The organism is Acinetobacter sp. SWBY1 (assembly GCF_002946595.1).
GTDB lineage: Bacteria > Pseudomonadota > Gammaproteobacteria > Pseudomonadales > Moraxellaceae > Acinetobacter > Acinetobacter towneri.
In genome coordinates this window covers 504,971-522,918 of record NZ_CP026616.1, presented here as the reverse complement: position 1 = coordinate 522,918, position 17,948 = coordinate 504,971, and the positions used below count along the sequence as shown (strand labels likewise).

Here is a 17,948-nt window from a genome sequence, read left to right as displayed (position 1 = left end):
GTTTTCTATTGCACCTAATTTGAATGTAGAGGGGTAATTCATCCTAATACGATTTTAAATTTATGTGTTGGTTTAAAGACATAATTTGCATAACGGCAGAATAGGCTGCTACAAGGTGCTATCTAAATGTAATAGTTCAAAACCCGTCATTTAGTCGCATTAACCACTTTTAGATGCTTTCTTTTATGTCCGTTCCTTATTCAACTTACATTGATTAAGCTGCCATAATTGCTAGAATACGCAATACTTCAAAATACTGTTTTGCTAAAGTTTTGCATTTATTTTGCAAAATTTAATTTTTTTATAAGCAACTCAATATCTTAACTACGGAAATTTTCAATGCTCTCAATTTATTTAACAGATGTTCAGCAACACGTGCAATTTAAAGATTACCCGGGTGAGCAGCCTGTTAAATTTATCTTGAATTTTAAAAAGATTTTTCCAAGTGTAATGGAGCTTTTACTACCTGTATTGCCTGAAAATGAAAATCTGGAAGAAATGACGTGGGAATCAACCACTGCAGATTTAGAGTTATTTAAATTGCTGCTCAGTGGGTGGGGCGTGATTGAATTACGTTTAAATGCGCTCAGTCAGTTCAAGGGCAAGACATTTGCAGATCAGTTAGTGAAACAAGCCCAACAAAAACGTAAAGATTTCGCCAAAGCACAACAACAATTACAAACTGTGGAGCTAGATTACTTATTTATGCATGAAACACATGCCTTAATTGATGCTGAATTGGTAGAAGTAGGTGAAAAGTTCTATTTGCCAATTTTGCGTGATTTATGGAAAGGCAAAGTATCTACAAAAGTATTGGAAGCGAAGTTTTAAGAACAAACCCATATTAAAAAGCTGTCTCGGCGGCTTTTATTTTTTATAGAATCATACAAGACGATTAGCAACCACGTGCAAATTCAAGATTAATTCAAAATAGCCTAAGCAAAGATTTTAGAAATTTCCTCTCTTAAGAAATAATGCCTTGAATTTTCCTGTAAATCTTTATGCCAATACATCCCCATATTAATTACAGGCAAGTCTACAGGCACATCAAAAATATTCAATTTTTGGCTCATATTCAAATGCTTTAAAATCATTTTAGGAATAGTTAGTATGGCTTGAGGATGCTGCTGTAAAATCTGTAACGCCGTAGAATAGTGCTGACAACGTAAAAAAACCTGCCGTGATAATTGCTTTTGATGCAAATAAATATCTTCTAGCAACATACCAGTACGCCGTGATGAAACCCCAATATGTGCAGAAGATAAATAAAGTGCAGTATTCATTTCTTGTTGTGAACTACAGACCACAAATTGGTCTTGAACTAAGGATTGAAACTGAATTTTATCGCCAAAGTTTTGTTCTAAATCAATTACAAAATCAATTTGTTGTGTTGCTAAATCTGCCAAAACCGTTTTGCGGTCTAATTTGTGGCTCAGAAATTGAATATCCAAGTTCAACTTTTGAAAATGCGCCACCAATTTAGGAAAAATAATCGGTTCAATTTCATCATGGATAGCAATTTTGAGCGATTGCAACATATTCGGCTCAAATTGCTGTTTCTGTATTGCAATACTTTGAATCGCCAACAAGGCATTTTTAATAGTCGGATAAATTTGCTCGGCAAAAGGCGTAGGCAGCATTTTATTGCCACTTCGCACCAGTAAATCATCTTGTAAATGTTGTCTTAAACGCTGCAAAGCATGACTGGCGGCAGATTGGCTAATACACAAAATTTGTGCAGCTTTGGAAATACTGCGCTGCTCATAAATTGCAACAAACATCGGGTATAAATTGATGTCTAAACGATGAAAAACGGTAAGATCAACTTTTGCATTGTTATGAACATGATTCATAGTGTTTTATTGAATTAAATCATTTTATTCATATTACTTTTCAAGTTAAGGTGTTGTAAAGCAATGAATACAATATTTTAAGGGATTTGAACCATGTTTGAGCTATCTGCACGCGCCAAAGACTATATAGAACGTACCAAAGCCTTTATTGCCAAAGAAATTGAGCCGATTGAAGCTGAATTCTGGGCAGAAGTTCACGAATTAAATCAGGGTGGTGACTGGACTAAATGGCAATGGCCAGCACAATTAGAACAATTAAAAGCCAAAGCCAAAGCTGCAGGTTTATGGAATATGTTTTTACCTTGTCCAGAATTAGGACAAGGTTTGTCGGTACAAGAATATGCACACATTGCAGAGTTGAGTGGACGCAGTTTGATTGCGCCAACCGTATTTAACTGTAATGCACCCGACAGCGGCAACATGGAAGTTTTATGGCGCTATGGTTCTGAAGCACAAAAGGCAGAATGGCTGACACCGCTGCTTGAAGGTAAAATTCGTTCTGTGTTTTGTATGACTGAACCTGCAGTGGCTTCAAGTGATGCGACCAATATGCAGGCAACAGCAGTCGTAGACGGCGATGAAATTGTCTTGAATGGTCGTAAATGGTGGTCTTCAGGTTTGGGCGATCCAAATGCCAAAATTATTATTTTTATGGCGCATACACCCGATGAAACCAAAGACCGTCATCATCAACACTCTATGGTTTTAGTCCCTGTGGATACTGCGGGCGTTAAAATTCAACGCATGTTACCTGTATTTGGTGATTACGACGCGCCACACGGTCATGGCGAAGTCAGTTTTGATAACGTGCGTGTGCCTGTTGCCAACTTTATTGGCGGTGCAGGACAAGGTTTTGAAATTGCACAAGGTCGTTTAGGTCCGGGGCGTATTCACCATTGTATGCGTTGTATTGGTGCAGCCGAAAAATCTTTGGAGTTGATGATTGACCGTGGCATGAGTCGTACCGCATTTGGCAAGGAAATTCTGAAACTCGGTGGCAATTTGGAGCGTGTAGCGGAAGCACGTGTGGCGATTGACCAAGCACGTTTATTAACTCTCTATGCAGCCTATAAAATGGATACTTTAGGCAATATGGCAGCACTTACCGAAATTTCTGCCATTAAAGTGGTTGCACCAAGTGTCTTGGAAAAAGTAGTTGATATGGCGATGCAGATTCATGGCGGTGCAGGCGTATCTAGAGATACACCGCTAACTGGTTTCTTTGCCCAAGCCCGTAGTTTACGTCTTGCCGATGGGCCTGATGAAGTACATAAAGGCATGATTGCTAAACTCGAGTTGGCAAAACGTGGCTACCGTAGCGGTCGTAAAAAATAGGGCATTAGCGCACACTTTTTTCTGTGTCCCTGATATGGTATTTGGCAATATTGTTGATATTGCCTATACATCTCAAGAGAACGCAGAAAATTTATGCTAGATTTAAAAAGATAGAAAATTAGGGAAAAATAATGTCAGTTATTGATGTAGGCGGCACAGTACGCGAAGGCGAAGAACTCGATATTCAGGCAGTGACAGCATGGTTAAAACAACAAAATGTCGATGTCTTAGAACCTGTAGAAGTCACACAATATTCAGGCGGTGCATCTAACTGGACATATCGCCTCAAGTACAGCAATGCTGATTTAATTTTGCGTCGTCCGCCTAAAGGTACTAAAGCTAAATCTGCACACGACATGGCGCGTGAATATCATGTACAAAAGAACTTAGCCCCGTTTTATCCTGTATTACCTGAAATGGTAGCACTATGTCAGGACGAATCTGTCATTGGCTGCGATTTTTACGTGATGCAACGTATTGAAGGCATTATTCCTCGTGCAAAACTACCACCTGAGCTTAATTTTAGCGAAGCCCAAGTGCATGAACTTTGTGTGAATGTTATTGATAAACTCATTGAGCTGCATCAAGTACCTTATGCAGGAACTGAGCTAGAAAAATTAGGGAAGGGTGAGGGCTATTGCCGACGTCAGGTAGAAGGTTGGGATGCACGCTATGCCAAAGCGCATACCATTAACGTTCCATCTTTTAAATATGTGCGTAAATGGTTACTAGATCATATTCCTGCAGATTCTAAAACCTGCATTATTCATAATGACTGGCGTTTTGATAATGTGATTTTAGACCCAAAAAATCCAACTCAAGTGATTGGGGTTTTGGATTGGGAAATGGCAACACTGGGCGATCCACTCATGGATTTAGGCTCTGCTTTGGCATATTGGGTGGAAGATAGCGATAACCAAATTTTTAAAGCAACGCGTCGTCAACCAACACATTTAAAAGGCATGTTCACACGTCAGCAAGTCGTGGATTATTATTTGCACAAAACAGGCTTGAGTACCGATAACTGGACATTCTATGAAGTGTTTGGAATTTTCCGTTTAGCAGTGATCGCCCAGCAAATTTATTATCGTTATTTCCACAAGCAAACCAATAATCCTGCATTTAAGGATTTTTGGATTGTCATTCATGCTTTGCATATCCGTGCTTTAAAGTTAATTGGCTTGCAAAAACTAGAAGCAAATGAACTGACGCAAAAATATATCACCAAATTTAAGGAATTGATGCCGAAATGACCACTATTTATTTAATTCGTCATGGGCAAGCATCTTTCGGGGCAGAAAGTTATGACCAACTTTCGCCTAATGGTGAGCTACAAGCTAAATTGCTCGGCCGTTATTTTGATCGCATTTTAAAAGAAGCACCTTATGTGGTGGCTGGTTCAATGCAGCGTCATCAGCAAACTGCTCAACTCGCTTTGTCAGAATGTTTTCCTGAGGTCGAAATTCATACCGATAGTGCATGGAATGAGTTTAATCATCAACAGGTTTTTGCGCAGTATGAACCGCGTTTTAATCAACCTGAATTGATGAAAGAAGATGTCGCCAAAGAGGTCAATCCTCGTGCATATTTGGCAAAAATTTTTGAAGGTGCGATAGAACGCTGGACGGGCGGTGAATATCACCATGAATATGAAGAATCTTGGCCGCATTTTAAACAGCGTGTCGAAGATGCATTGCAGCATTTATGTGATGATTTAGCCCAAAGACAACCAAGATATGCTGTGGTATTTACTTCTGGTGGTGTGATTTCGGTGGTGGCAGGTAAAATTTTAGGCTTAACGCCCAATAAAACCTTTGCATTGAACTGGGCAATTACCAACTCAAGTATCACCACTTTGCGTTTGGTCGGTAGTGAACCACAACTGTTAAGCTTGAATGAACATCATTTTATCAAAGCTGAAAACTCAAATTTATTGACTTGGATTTAAGGATCAAACCATGACAAAAACAATTCTAATTACAGGTGCAAGTTCGGGTATTGGTGCGGGTATGGCACGTGAATTTGCTCAAATGGGTTATAACCTTGCGATTTGTGCCCGACGTATAGAGCGTTTAGAAACACTGAAACAAGAACTGGAAAGCCAGTTTGGTGTTCGTGTCATTGCGAAAACGCTGGATGTCACCAATTATGATCAAGTGTTTCAGGTATTTCGTGAATTTAAAAAAGACTTTGGACAAATTGACCGCATTATTGTCAATGCAGGCGTAGGCGAAGGGCGCCGCATTGGTAAAGGCAATTTTGCCATCAACAAAGCTACGGTAGAAACAAACTTTATTTCAGCTTTGGCGCAGTGTGAAGCTGCAGTTGAAATTTTCCGTGAGCAAAACTCAGGGCATTTGGTGATGATTTCATCTATGAGTGCCATTCGTGGTATGCCAAAACATCTTACTGCTTACGGCGCAAGTAAAGCTGCAGTAGCACATTTAGCAGAAGGAATTCGTGCAGAATTAATTGATACACCTATTCAAGTTACGACTATTTTCCCTGGTTATATTCGTACCGAAATCAACGAAGGTGCAAAAAAACTGCCTTTTGAAGTTGATGAAAAAACAGGTTCTCGCTTACTTGCAGCAGAAATTGAAAAAGCACCAATTAAAGCCTATGTACCTAAATGGCCATGGTTGCCACTAGGTTTTGCTATGAAAGTTTTACCATTAAAATTGGTCAATAAACTCGGCTAAATAGCAGCGATATCATAGTAGTTGAATAGCATCCTGAAATTTAAAGCTGTTGATGAATGAAAACTCTTTAAATGACACGATGCTATTTTTATATTTAAGTATCTACTTTTGTTTAGGTTTTAAAGTTTCTATTTTCGGTTTTCTTATTTAAGAGTGAAGCGTCATGTGGCTTAGAGCAGCAACCCTTGCTTTATTTCCTGCCTTGTTAATTCAGGGAAATCGGGTTAAAAAGAACACGATTCGATTGCCAGAAGCCGAAGGCGAACGTGAAGGTATTACAGGGCAAGGGCAAACGCTGTCATTATTGATTTTAGGAGATTCTGCAGCTGCAGGCGTTGGGGTAGCACATCAAAATGATGCGCTATTGGGCGCTGTGGTTTCTGCCTTGCAACATCAGTATCAAGTACATTGGCGTTTACAAGCACAGTCTGGAGATACGACCTCACAACTCATTAAAAAGATCAAAAAAATGGTAAATCAAAAATATGATGTCGTGGTTACTTCTGTTGGTGTCAATGATGTGACTCGCTTAATGTCAGCACGAACTTGGATTAAACAACAGCAACAATTTTATCAGCTTATTCAAGCGAAATTCCAACCTGAATTAATCATTGCTACGGGCGTTCCACCGATGCATTTATTTCCTGCATTACCTAATCCCTTGTCATGGCTATTTGGACAATACGCTAAACAAATGAACTTACAATTAAAAAAAATGATAGCACAACAAAAAGATATGCAATGGATTGAATATGATATTCAAAAATATCAATCCATGAATTTAGAAATGGCAAAAGATGGTTTTCATCCAAGTAAAGAAATTTACCAAATTTGGGGCAAAGAAGTCGCGGAGATGATTTTAGAACGGTTTTAGGTAAATTAACTTAAATAATGGTATGGTGTTAACAATCGTCAACACTAAATTATAATTAAATCATCAAGCAGAATGAAAATATGAAGAAACATCCCAATAAACATATTCGCGAAGCAATTGAATATGCGATTGAAAACGGCTGGGATGCTGTCGATTCAGGTAAATCAGCACATGCAAAACAAATCTTGCGTAAAGTAAAGCAATGTCATGGAGATGAACTATGAATAACTATCACTTTACTGTTGTGGTACGTGACGCACGTTCTGATCTGTCTGTGCTAGAAGATAAGTTCTTTGAAGCGGGTTGTGATGATGCATTAGTTTGCAGTTATAACGATACAATTTATCTTGAGTTTGACCGTGAAGCTAAAAATGCAGAACAAGCGATTCACTCAGCATTAGACAATATTCGCTCATTAGGATTTCATGATCTGATAGTAGAAGAGCAAGGTTATTCAACTTTGGCAGTAATGGCTGAACGTGCTGGAATGACTCGTCAAGCATTATCTTTATATGCGCAAAATAAACGTGGTGACGGAAACTTTCCACGTCCGATGTATGGACTTGCATCTAGATCTGCAATGTATTTTTGGCCAGAAGTTGCGACATGGTTATTCAATCAAGGGAAGTTACATAAAAATCATTATGAAGTTGCTCGTACTGCAATGTCTTAGCTTAATTTAAAGACCAAAGGTTCAATCTATAAATGTCTGATTCTAAAATAGAAACCCATCCACTCGAACCCTTTTTACCAGCCAATGCCAAGCTGTTAATGCTTGGGAGTTTTCCACCACCTAAAAGCCGTTGGAAAATGGATTTTTATTATCCGAATTATCAAAATGATATGTGGCGAATTTTGGGCTTATGCTTTTTTCAAGATAAAAACTACTTTTTAGATTTAGAAGCTAAAAATTTTCATCTTCATAAAATTATTGATTTTTTAAACACCACTGGCATTGCTATTTCAGATACGGCGCAGCAGGTGATTCGCTTAAAAGGCAATGCATCAGACAAATTTTTACAGATTGAAAAACCAATGGATATTGCAGCACTTTTAAGCAAGATACCTTTATGTCAAAGCATTATGACCACAGGCGATAAAGCGACTGATACACTCATGTTATCTATGCCTGAATCTGCCGAAAAACCTCAAATTGGGCAGGCGACACATTGCTATTTTGCCAAGCGTGAGCTGCATTTATATCGGATGCCTTCATCTTCACGAGCCTATCCTTTAGCTTTAGAGAAAAAGGCAGAAGCGTATTTTAACTTATTTAAAGAAATAGGCTTACTATAAGTAACTTTAAATAATTGTAGACAGTGATGGCAGAGAAAGAAAAATACGCTTCCATAATTAATGTCTATCTATTGTCATTACATCATCCATTCAATAGGGAATAATGAAACTGTTTTCATCATAAAACGCTGAAACTGTGTGGTTTCAGGATCATGATGATACGTTTGAATACTGCCATCTGCCTGATGATCTAACCAAATAATTTGACCGTTTTCGTCTAATTGCAGTTCATACGCAATTTGTGGCAAATAGCGGTCTAAAGATTGAGAAACATCGTTTTGCAATTGTTCAGACTCTAACACCAAGCCAACTTCGGTATTTAATTTTGCAGAACGAGGATCAAGGTTAAAAGAACCTACAAAGACCATGCTATCTATATCAAAGAATTTGGCATGTAAACTCGAGGCGTTTTTGCCTTTGGCAGGAATTACGTTACCCGTTGCAACTTCATACCAAGTACGCTTTTTTCGTTCAATATAAGGCTTAAATTCATATAAACGAATACCTGATTTAAGTAAATCTACGCGATACTGCTGATAAAATGCATGTACCAAAGGCACATCATTGGCTAAAAATGAATTGGTCAATACACGTATCTGTATTCCTTTTTCAGCCAGTTGAGTGAGTGTTTTAAGACCATCTTCTGTTGGGACAAAATAGGCAGAAACCAGTTCTAAATGTTGTTTGGGCTCACCCATTAACTTTAACATTTGTTTGTAAATCAGTTGCTCGCCTTGAGCTGTACCCCGAATTTTATTCGGAGAATCTGCCACAAAATGCGCACGTACCCACTGTACAGGATGTTGTTCTAATTTGATGCTGACTTCTTCTTGCGCGTTAGCCACACGTTCACGAATTTTATCTTTATATTTGGCATTTAATTCATAGCGATTACGCAATTCTCTCAATTGCAACGCGTTGCCTGTGCCTAATAATTGCTTTACTGAATAGCTTAGTTCGTCATTCCAAAACTCTAAAAACACGGCATTGGCTTGGGGGACAGCACTGCCATAGAATAGAATATCCATATCAGTAAATTGAAAATTTTCACTGGCATCAAAATATTCACGGCTAATATTACGCCCACCTGTCACGGCAATCGCCCCATCGGCAATAATTAGTTTATTGTGCATACGGCGATTGATTTGTTTAAAACGAAACAAATAATCCATCACACGAAAATGCCGATATTTGTACGGATTGAAAATTTTTATTTCAAAATTAGGATGCTGAGCAAGCCGTTTTAAGGTTGGATCAAGTTGCGTACCATTTTGATCATCAATTAATAAACGAACTTTTACACCACGATCTGCTGCTTTGAGCAGTTCAGCCAACATCAACTGACCAATTAAATCATCTTCCCAAATGTAATATTGTAAATCTAAATGGTGCTGTGCTTTTTGAATCAAATATAAACGCGAGGCGATGCTACTAAAGGCATCATTTAGAGAAAGATACGCTGTTAAATTTTGGGATAAATGTGCATCAATTTCCTGACCATTCAGCCAATGATCTACATAATGCTCAACAGGGCTATCTTTGCTCGCTTGATTCATCGGTAAACTGCATCCTGTCAGTAAAATAGCGAAAAAAGCCAACATTCCAAGCCAGTAACAAGGTCTTTGGATCTTCATGATTATTCTTAAGTCATTCTGTATTTATACATGGAGATTATCCTCATGTTAATGCTTGAAACTCTGAATAGAAAGAGGGTATTGTGAGAGTCTGTTGATATTTTATAAATAGCTTGCGAGATATCTCTCTCACATCGCAAACATAGACGAATTGTCAGCAGCCCCTTATCATCTGTTAATGTATTTTTTAGGGATAATTTGCTCATGAAATCACGTGCAGCCGTCGCATTCGGCCCAGGTCAGCCGCTTGAAATTGTTGAAATTGATGTTGCACCGCCGCAGGCTGGAGAAGTCTTGGTCAAAATTACCCACACAGGGGTATGCCATACCGATGCATTTACCTTATCGGGTGAAGATCCTGAAGGTGTTTTCCCTGCAGTTCTTGGCCATGAAGGTGCAGGTATTGTGGTTGAAGTTGGTGAGGGTGTGACCAGTGTTCAACCAGGCGATCATGTGATTCCGCTTTACACAGCAGAATGTGGCGAATGTTTATTCTGTAAATCTGGTAAAACCAACCTATGCGTTTCCGTACGTGCGACACAAGGTAAAGGTTTAATGCCTGATGGCACGACACGTTTTTCTTATAATGGACAACCGATTTATCACTACATGGGCTGTTCAACCTTTAGTGAATATACGGTAGTTGCTGAAGTATCTTTAGCAAAAATTAATCCTGAAGCCAATCATGAGCAAGTTTGCTTATTAGGTTGCGGTGTTACAACTGGTTTAGGTGCAGTTAAAAATACTGCAAAAGTCCAAGAAGGCGATACCGTTGCGGTATTTGGCTTAGGTGGTATTGGTTTAGCTGTTGTGCAAGGTGCGCATAAAGCCAAAGCCAGCCGTATTATCGCCATTGATACCAACCCAGAGAAATTCAAATTGGCAGAACAATTTGGTGCAACCGAATTCTTAAATCCAAAAGATTATGACCGCCCAATTCAGGAAGTCATTGTGGAAAAAACAGGTTGGGGCGTAGATCATTCTTTTGAATGTATTGGAAATACCAATGTGATGCGTTCCGCTTTGGAATGTGCGCATCGTGGTTGGGGACAATCCATTATTATTGGTGTTGCAGGTGCAGGTCAGGAAATTTCAACTCGTCCATTCCAATTGGTGACAGGTCGTACTTGGAAAGGAACTGCGTTTGGTGGTGTAAAAGGTCGTTCGCAATTGCCAGGCATGGTTGAAGAAGCCATGAAGGGTGATATTCAACTCGAACCATTTGTAACGCACACCATGGGGCTAGACCAAATTAATGAAGCCTTTGATTTAATGCATGAGGGTAAATCTATTCGTAGTGTGATTCATTTTGATCAATGATGAGTAACGCGCTTAAATAAAGACCCAACAAAAACCAAGCTTCGGCTTGGTTTTTTTAACCCCTGGATTCGCTAAAACAGCAGCTTAATTTTAATAAATACATCCAATAAAAATTATTTTACAAAAAGGATTGCCAAACGGAACAATACAGCGTATTTTAATTTTAACAGCTCATTTTTTGATGAAAACAAGATGTTAAAGCAACCTTTAATCGCAAACGCTTACTATTACTTTTGGCAGTTTCAATGATTGCCTGAGTCGCGTTCGGGCAAAAGGTTGCCCACCAGTTGATACCTGATCGGCAACCCTGATCAGGTTTTTTTATGTCTGGTGTTTTGAATTTTATAGGTTTTTCGGAGATTTAATCATGTACAACGTTAATTATTCATACTTTAGCAACTTTTATTGGTTTTACTTTAGTCAATCTATGACTCAAACCTTGCAATCCATTAGACCCATAACGCTGAAATAAATGATCGGACTGTAAAAAAGAGAAACAGTCCAAAGGAACAGACCAATGAATGCTTTAAATACTGCTTTACAACAACAGACCAACAATACTGAAATTAGTTTAAGTTTACCGCATCAACTCAAAGCGCAACTCCCACTTTCATCTGCGCTAAAACAACAAATCGCACAACATCGACAGATTATTCAGAACATTTTAGCGGGCACAGACCCTCGCTTATTGGTCATTACAGGACCTTGTTCAATTCATGATCCGCAAGCAGCACTCGAATACGCAGAAAAATTAAAACAATTACAAAGCCAAGTTTCAGATCAAATTTTCTTGGTGATGCGCGCCTATATCGAAAAGCCACGTACTACGGTAGGCTGGAAAGGCTTTTTGTATGACCCAGACTTAGATGGCTCTGCAAACATGCAATTAGGCTTAGAAAAATCACGTGAACTGTATCTACAAATTATAGAAATGGGTTTACCAATTGCTTCTGAAATTTTAAGCCCAATGGCAACGGGATATTTTGATGATGTACTGGCTTGGGGTGCAATTGGCGCACGTACCAGTGAATCACAAATTCACCGTGAAATTTCTAGCGCCATGCCGTATAGCATTGGTTTCAAAAACGGAACTGATGGCTCAATTCAAATTGCATTAGATGCAATTCAATCGGCAAGTCATCCACATCAATTCATGGGAATGAGCCAGTCGGGTTTACCTGCTATTTTGTCATCACAAGGTAATCCACACGCGCATTTAATTTTACGTGGCGCAAATTCAGGGCCAAATTATCAATTGGCAGAAATTGAGAAAATTCAGCACAAAGCCAAAGGGCAGTTGCCTGCATTGATTATTGACTGTAGTCACGGTAACAGCCATAAAGACCCACAACAACAACCGCAAGTCTTGCGTACCATTGTGGCAGAACGTGAACAGACGCAAGTCCGTGGCATCATGTTAGAAAGTCATTTGGTGGATGGAAATCAAAAGATTTCTTGCGAGATGACTTATGGTCAATCTGTTACCGATGGCTGCTTGGGTTGGGATAAGACTGAACAACTGCTTATTGAGGTCGCTGAAAGCTTAAATCGTCAGGTTTTGGCTAAAACTGCATAAAAAATAAAACTCCAGAAACCCAAAAAACCTGAAATTTCAGGTTTTTTGGGTGGGAGAGTATTTAAAAATCAACTCTTCTTAGATTAGTTTTTAAAATAACAATTCTTTTGCTGCTATTAAAAACTAAGCCTGAATATCTGCATTAGGTTGTTTAGCCACAACAAATTTATAGAAAATTAAACTGATTAAGGTCACAACAGCACAGAGCAAATACGCTGCGGTATAGTCATAACCCGCAATAATCCAACCTAGAATTAACGCGCCTAAGGCGATACCAATATCGTAACAACAAAAATACGTAGATGTGGCATGACCAATACGATCTTTAGGGGAGCGTTGAATTGAAATGGTTTGCAGGCAAGGTTGGGCAGACCCGAACCCTACACCAATTAATGCAGCAGCCAACATAAAACCGAATACACTGTGTACCTGACTCAAGACAATTAATCCTAAAGCAAATAATATAATTGCAGGATAAATCACATAACTCGCCCCTTTACGATCATAAATTTTGCCTGTAATTGGGCGCAAAATCATCATCGAAACTGCAAATATCACGAAGAATAAACTCGCATAAGACAGCATATTGCGTGATTCTGCAAAGGTGGAAATAAATGACATAATACTGGCATACGCGAAAGAAACCATCATCGCCATAAGTGATACAGGAATTGCTTTTTTCTCTACAAAATCTTGAAGCCCTAATTTACGTTTAGGTGTTGTTTCAGTTTTTACTTTTTGGGTCGCAATTGGAATCATTAAACAGAAGGCGAAACCTACCCAAACACTGACGGATAGTAAGGTAGAAATACTGGCATAAGAAACACTTTGAATCAGACTTAAACCAATTAAAGGTCCCAATACAATCCCTAAATTTACTGACACCAAAAAATAGCCCATACCTTCACCTTTGCGACTGTCTGGAATAAAGTTATTGGCAATAGGGACGGTAACTGTGGTGACAATGCTGAACCAAATCCCATGTAAAAAACGCAGTACGAGTAGAAACAGTAAACTATCTACAAAAATGTATGCCACGCTACACAAACAAAACATGATTTCAGAAACATATAAGGTTTTCTTTACACCAAATTTTTCAATAATCAAACCGCTAAATGGGCGAATCGCGATTGCAGATAACATAAACAAAGTCATGGCTAAACCTGCCTGTGACAAGCTACCACCCAACTCATTCACAATATAAATAGGCAAAATTGTCGTTTGCGCAAAATAAAATATGAATAAGAACAAGTTATTGAATAAGCAGAGAATAAACGACTTATTCCATAAATGTTCAGCATTTATAGCAGACATAATTTAAACCTATATGGTGAGTGGAGCAGCGTGTAATGTGTACTTTGTTATACAGATGCTTTGTTATTGGAAATCATCACACCGCGAGATCATGCAAAAAATAATAAACCCATTTATGTGAAAAGTACATCTATTTAATAAAATTAAACTTAAAATTAGATTTTAATGCAATTATTTTAATTATTTTATCAAATAAAGATAATTAGGTTTATTTTCTAAAGTTGCAATACAAAAAAAATCAGCCGAAGCTGATTTCTTTGAATTTGAGCGATTAAACGCTGCAAATTTAAGGCTTATAAGCCAGATTCATAGTCTGCACTTGATAAAAGCTGTTCTACATCTGCCATATTGTCTGGTTTGATTTTATAAATCCAGCCTTTGCCATACGGTTCATCATTCACAAAATCAGGGTCATCTTCTAAATTGCTATTCACTTCAACTACTTCGCCTGAAACAGGGGCGTGAATATCTGAAGCTGTTTTAACAGACTCAACCACACCTGCTTGTTCACCCGCAATTACTTTTTGACCAACTTCAGGTGCTTCTACATAGACCAAATCGCCTAAAGCATCTTGTGCATGGTCTGAAATACCTGTGACGATCAAATCACCTTCAATACGCACCCATTCATGTGTTCTTGCATATTTTAATTCAGCAGGGTGATTCATTTGATAACTCCTTAAATTGTATCGAATCTTTTTGCCATGTTTTATACATGCTTTTTGCTAAAAACAAAAGTTTATAAATACGGATCTTTACGCCAATTGCTCGGACTGCGTCCACTCCAGCGTTTAAAAGCACGACTAAAATTTGCCACATCGCTATAACCCAATTCATCGGCAATTTGTTCTAGCGTGTAGTCTGTACGGGAAAGCAGGGAAGTTGCATGCCGATAACGTACTTCATCGACCAAGTTTGAAAATGAAGTACCTTCTGCAGCCAGTTGACGTTTGAGTGTGCGGTCGGACATGTGTAGATAGTCGGCAACATTTTCAATGCTTAAATAATGCTGTTCTGCGTGGGTTAAAATATCACGTACTCGCATAGAAATGCGGCGACGTTCACCTAAAGCAGAAAGTTCGGCTTCACATTGATTAATCGCAATTTGACTGGCAATAGGATCGGCATTAATCATTTTTAAGCCTAGATATTGCTTGTCAAAACTTAAACCTAAATACGGCTGATCAAAACGGAATTGATGATAAGGAAATTTCGAAAAATACTGATCAAAACCTGCAGGTTTAGGAAAGTCAAAATCGACTTCACCTGTAAAGTGTTCGGTACCTGTCATGGCTTTACTCATGGTAATCATGCCAATAATTAAAGCGATGGCAATTTCTGTGCGTAAAGGTTCCATGTGAATATCACACTGCAATTGCAGACTGGCTTTTTCACCAAAAGTTGAGAAAAACAATTGTAAAAAGGGCATACGCAGTTGAATAAAACGATTGGCTAAAATCAACGCATCACTAATTTCATGCGCAGTCATAATCGCATAGCCAATAAAGCCATGAATGGAAATGCGCATTTGCGTACCAAGATGATAACCGAGTGTCGATTCGCCTGTAAGTTTTAAAGCATGTTTAACCAACTCATTGGCAATAGGTGTAGGAATACGACATTCTGGGTCTGCCAACATTTCGCTATTGAGTTGAAATGGTGCAAATAAGGTATCTGCGTTATAACCCCAACGGGATACAACATCCAAAACCAATAAGCCATAAACCCCTGGAACACCTTGTTCCTGACGTGCTGATATTGTTTTCATGCATGTTCCATTGCATTTGCTAATTTTATTTTAATTTGCCTTAGCGACTGTCATCTATGCATATCTTAGTTTGCCAAACGGCGACATAAGAACGTAGATGACATATTGCATCTTGGCATGAAAATTAAAGAAATTCTATGGAAATTGTTAGACAAAACAGGCTTTGACTATATGCGATAAATCTGCATTTCATCAAAGCCTGAGTTACAGCAAAATTGCTGGAGATGCTAATTTTTATCAGTCGATGGTTTTACGATTTTATCTTGTTCAATTAAAAAACCACCTGTTTGACGCTGCCAAAGTTGTGCATAAATTCCGTTCATAGCCACCAGTTCATCATGCGTACCTTGTTCTGCAATACGTCCTTGATCGAGCACAATTAAACGATCCATTTGTGCAATGGTAGATAGTCTGTGTGCAATCGCGATTACAGTTTTACCTTGCATGAGTTCATCGAGGCTCGATTGAATTGCCGCTTCAACTTCAGAGTCAAGCGCGCTGGTGGCTTCATCTAAAATTAAAATAGGCGCATCTTTTAAGAAAACACGGGCAATGGCAATACGTTGACGTTGTCCGCCTGAAAGTTTAACACCCCGTTCTCCCACGTAGGCTTCATAGCCTTTTTTGCCACGTAAATCGGTCAATTGTGGAATAAATTCCTCGGCTTTAGCTTTGCGTACTGCTTCAAACATTTCTGCATCAGTGGCGTCAGGTCGCCCATATTTAATATTTTCAGCCACAGTACGATGTAATAGTGAAGTATCTTGAGTCACAAGTGCAATGTTTTTACGCAAACTGTCTTGGGTCACATCTTCAATATTTTGCCCATCAATCATAATTGAGCCGTGTTTGAGTTCATAAAAATGCAAGAGCAATTGAATTAAGGTCGATTTACCTGCACCTGAGCGTCCCACAATACCAATTTTTTCGCCTGCACCAATATGCAGATTAAACTGGTCAATCACGTTTTTACTGTTATAAGCAAAACTTACATCTTTAAACTGAATTTCGCCTTGAGTAACTTGTAATGGCTTCGCATCGGCTTTATCTTGTATCGCAATTGGACGTCCAAGAGTTTTCATACCGTCTTGAATGGTGCCGACATTTTCAAACAGGGCAGAGGTCTGCCACATCATAAACTCGGCAATACTATTCAATTTGAGAATCATGGCTGTGGTGGCAGCAATAATACCTAATTCAGCACGACCATTGAGCCAAAGCCAAATAGCAGTACCTAAAACACCGACATATAGCACCACACTCAGTAAATTAATGCTGATTTCATATTGAGCGCCCAAACGCATTTGTTTATAAACTGTCAACATAAATTCTTGCATCGACGCTTTGGCATATTGGCTTTCGCGACCTGCATGCGCAAATAATTTTACGGTTTGAATATTGGTATAAGCATCGGTCACACGTCCTGTCATCACTGCACGTGCATCGGCTTGTTCATTAGATACTTTGCTCAAACGCGGAATAAAATAAGCTGCTGCAAGAATAAATAAAGCCAACCATAGCAATAACGGCAAAATGAGCATTGGAGAAATTGCGCCCAATACCAGACTAATCGTAATAAAGTAAATGAATACATAGGCAAGCATATCGCCCAAAATGACCCAAAACTCACGTACTGCTAAGGCGGTTTGCATGACTTTGGCAGAGAGTCTTCCTGCAAAATCATTATGGAAAAAATCCAGACTTTGTTGCAACATTAAATTGTGGAAACGCCAACGCAAACGCATTGGAAAACCACTGTATAACATTTGATGCTTCACAATTGACTGCGCACTGGCAAAAAAGATATTGGCCAATAAAATACAAAACAGCAAAGTAAGGTTCTGCTGATGTTGCGCAAGGAAAGTATCTGGCTGACTTTGACTAAGCCATGTGACTAAATCGCCAATTTTTGCATATAGCAAAGCTTCAAAGCTGGCAGCGCCTGCAGTACATAAAACCAATAACAATAAATATGGACGTACACCTGAAGCTGCTTGCCAAACAAAGGCAAAAAACGTGGTTGGCAAGGGTTCGGTCAAACCTTTATTTGGATAAGGATCTATAAGTTTCTCGAACCACTTGAGCATACGATGTTACCTTGATGACTAAACCTAAATTTAAAGATAGATAAATTTAAGACAGTAAAAACAAAAACTTAGGATAAAGTTAAGAGCATTCCTGTGAATATTTCTTAACTTATAGTGATACAGCTTGTAGGTCTAGTTTACGCCATAACACAGCAAATGTTGAAAGAAGAAATATAGATGATTAATTGG

General features: G+C 38.7%; 17 protein-coding genes. 11 read left to right on the top strand and 6 right to left on the bottom strand.

Annotation, left to right across the window (positions count from 1 at the left end; all coding sequences use genetic code 11):
* Window positions 1–339 precede the first annotated feature (339 nt).
* A complete protein-coding gene (locus C3Y93_RS02565) occupies window positions 340–831 on the top strand; it encodes a hypothetical protein (RefSeq protein WP_004973565.1) in 492 nt (163 codons plus the stop codon).
* Window positions 832–935: 104 nt separating this feature from the next.
* On the opposite strand, the gene C3Y93_RS02560 is transcribed toward C3Y93_RS02565, so the two are convergent.
* On the bottom strand, window positions 936–1,853 hold the full coding sequence (locus C3Y93_RS02560; RefSeq protein WP_104851971.1) for a LysR family transcriptional regulator: 918 nt from the start codon (window positions 1,851–1,853) through the stop codon (window positions 936–938).
* Between the two features lie 93 nt (window positions 1,854–1,946).
* On the opposite strand from C3Y93_RS02560, the gene C3Y93_RS02555 reads away from it, so the two are divergent.
* The 8 genes from C3Y93_RS02555 to C3Y93_RS02525 all read left to right on the top strand — a co-directional run bounded on the left by C3Y93_RS02555 (window position 1,947) and on the right by C3Y93_RS02525 (window position 8,060).
* Window positions 1,947–3,188 carry an acyl-CoA dehydrogenase family protein gene (locus C3Y93_RS02555; RefSeq protein ID WP_104851970.1) on the top strand — a complete coding sequence of 414 codons (1,242 nt, stop codon included), beginning with the start codon at window positions 1,947–1,949 and terminating at the stop codon, window positions 3,186–3,188.
* Window positions 3,189–3,319: 131 nt separating this feature from the next.
* Window positions 3,320–4,441, top strand: coding sequence for a phosphotransferase family protein (locus C3Y93_RS02550; protein WP_104851969.1), 1,122 nt, complete (start codon window positions 3,320–3,322; stop codon window positions 4,439–4,441).
* Window positions 4,438–5,136, top strand: a complete 699-nt coding sequence (locus tag C3Y93_RS02545; RefSeq protein ID WP_104851968.1) for a histidine phosphatase family protein — start codon at window positions 4,438–4,440, stop codon at window positions 5,134–5,136. The genes C3Y93_RS02550 and C3Y93_RS02545 overlap by 4 nt, the downstream gene beginning before the upstream one ends.
* 10 nt (window positions 5,137–5,146) lie before the next feature.
* The gene (locus tag C3Y93_RS02540) at window positions 5,147–5,890 is read left to right on the top strand and encodes an SDR family oxidoreductase (RefSeq protein WP_104851967.1); all 744 of its coding nucleotides are present in this window, start codon (window positions 5,147–5,149) and stop codon (window positions 5,888–5,890) included.
* Window positions 5,891–6,053: 163 nt separating this feature from the next.
* Window positions 6,054–6,764 (top strand): SGNH/GDSL hydrolase family protein, encoded by a 711-nt coding sequence (locus C3Y93_RS02535; RefSeq protein WP_104851966.1) that lies wholly within the window; start codon window positions 6,054–6,056, stop codon window positions 6,762–6,764.
* Between the two features lie 80 nt (window positions 6,765–6,844).
* Entirely contained in the window at window positions 6,845–6,988 is a 144-nt protein-coding gene (locus C3Y93_RS14325) for a hypothetical protein (protein WP_171287377.1), read from the top strand.
* Window positions 6,985–7,437, top strand: coding sequence for a transcriptional regulator (locus tag C3Y93_RS02530; RefSeq protein ID WP_104851965.1), 453 nt, complete (start codon window positions 6,985–6,987; stop codon window positions 7,435–7,437). Before C3Y93_RS14325 ends, C3Y93_RS02530 begins: the two co-directional genes overlap by 4 nt.
* A 32-nt stretch (window positions 7,438–7,469) precedes the next feature.
* Window positions 7,470–8,060, top strand: coding sequence for a uracil-DNA glycosylase family protein (locus tag C3Y93_RS02525; RefSeq protein ID WP_104851964.1), 591 nt, complete (start codon window positions 7,470–7,472; stop codon window positions 8,058–8,060).
* 77 nt (window positions 8,061–8,137) lie between these two features.
* On the opposite strand, the gene C3Y93_RS02520 is transcribed toward C3Y93_RS02525, so the two are convergent.
* A complete protein-coding gene (locus tag C3Y93_RS02520; protein ID WP_104851963.1) occupies window positions 8,138–9,661 on the bottom strand; it encodes a phospholipase D family protein in 1,524 nt (507 codons plus the stop codon).
* Window positions 9,662–9,898: 237 nt separating this feature from the next.
* Here C3Y93_RS02520 and C3Y93_RS02515 point away from each other — a divergent pair, with 237 nt between their 5' ends.
* Together C3Y93_RS02515 and C3Y93_RS02510 are read left to right on the top strand one after the other, a co-directional pair.
* Window positions 9,899–11,014 (top strand): S-(hydroxymethyl)glutathione dehydrogenase/class III alcohol dehydrogenase, encoded by a 1,116-nt coding sequence (locus C3Y93_RS02515; protein WP_004973720.1) that lies wholly within the window; start codon window positions 9,899–9,901, stop codon window positions 11,012–11,014.
* Between the two features lie 517 nt (window positions 11,015–11,531).
* Entirely contained in the window at window positions 11,532–12,590 is a 1,059-nt protein-coding gene (locus C3Y93_RS02510) for a 3-deoxy-7-phosphoheptulonate synthase (RefSeq protein ID WP_104851962.1), read from the top strand.
* Window positions 12,591–12,713: 123 nt separating this feature from the next.
* On the opposite strand, the gene C3Y93_RS02505 is transcribed toward C3Y93_RS02510, so the two are convergent.
* From C3Y93_RS02505 to C3Y93_RS02490, 4 genes are all read right to left on the bottom strand, one after another.
* Window positions 12,714–13,904 (bottom strand): MFS transporter, encoded by a 1,191-nt coding sequence (locus C3Y93_RS02505; RefSeq protein ID WP_104851961.1) that lies wholly within the window; start codon window positions 13,902–13,904, stop codon window positions 12,714–12,716.
* Window positions 13,905–14,197: 293 nt separating this feature from the next.
* A complete protein-coding gene (gcvH, locus tag C3Y93_RS02500) occupies window positions 14,198–14,572 on the bottom strand; it encodes a glycine cleavage system protein GcvH (protein ID WP_104851960.1) in 375 nt (124 codons plus the stop codon).
* 71 nt (window positions 14,573–14,643) lie between these two features.
* The gene (locus C3Y93_RS02495) at window positions 14,644–15,672 is read right to left on the bottom strand and encodes a helix-turn-helix domain-containing protein (RefSeq protein ID WP_004973729.1); all 1,029 of its coding nucleotides are present in this window, start codon (window positions 15,670–15,672) and stop codon (window positions 14,644–14,646) included.
* A gap of 227 nt (window positions 15,673–15,899) precedes the next feature.
* Window positions 15,900–17,759 (bottom strand): ABC transporter ATP-binding protein, encoded by a 1,860-nt coding sequence (locus C3Y93_RS02490; RefSeq protein ID WP_104851959.1) that lies wholly within the window; start codon window positions 17,757–17,759, stop codon window positions 15,900–15,902.
* Window positions 17,760–17,948 lie beyond the last annotated feature (189 nt).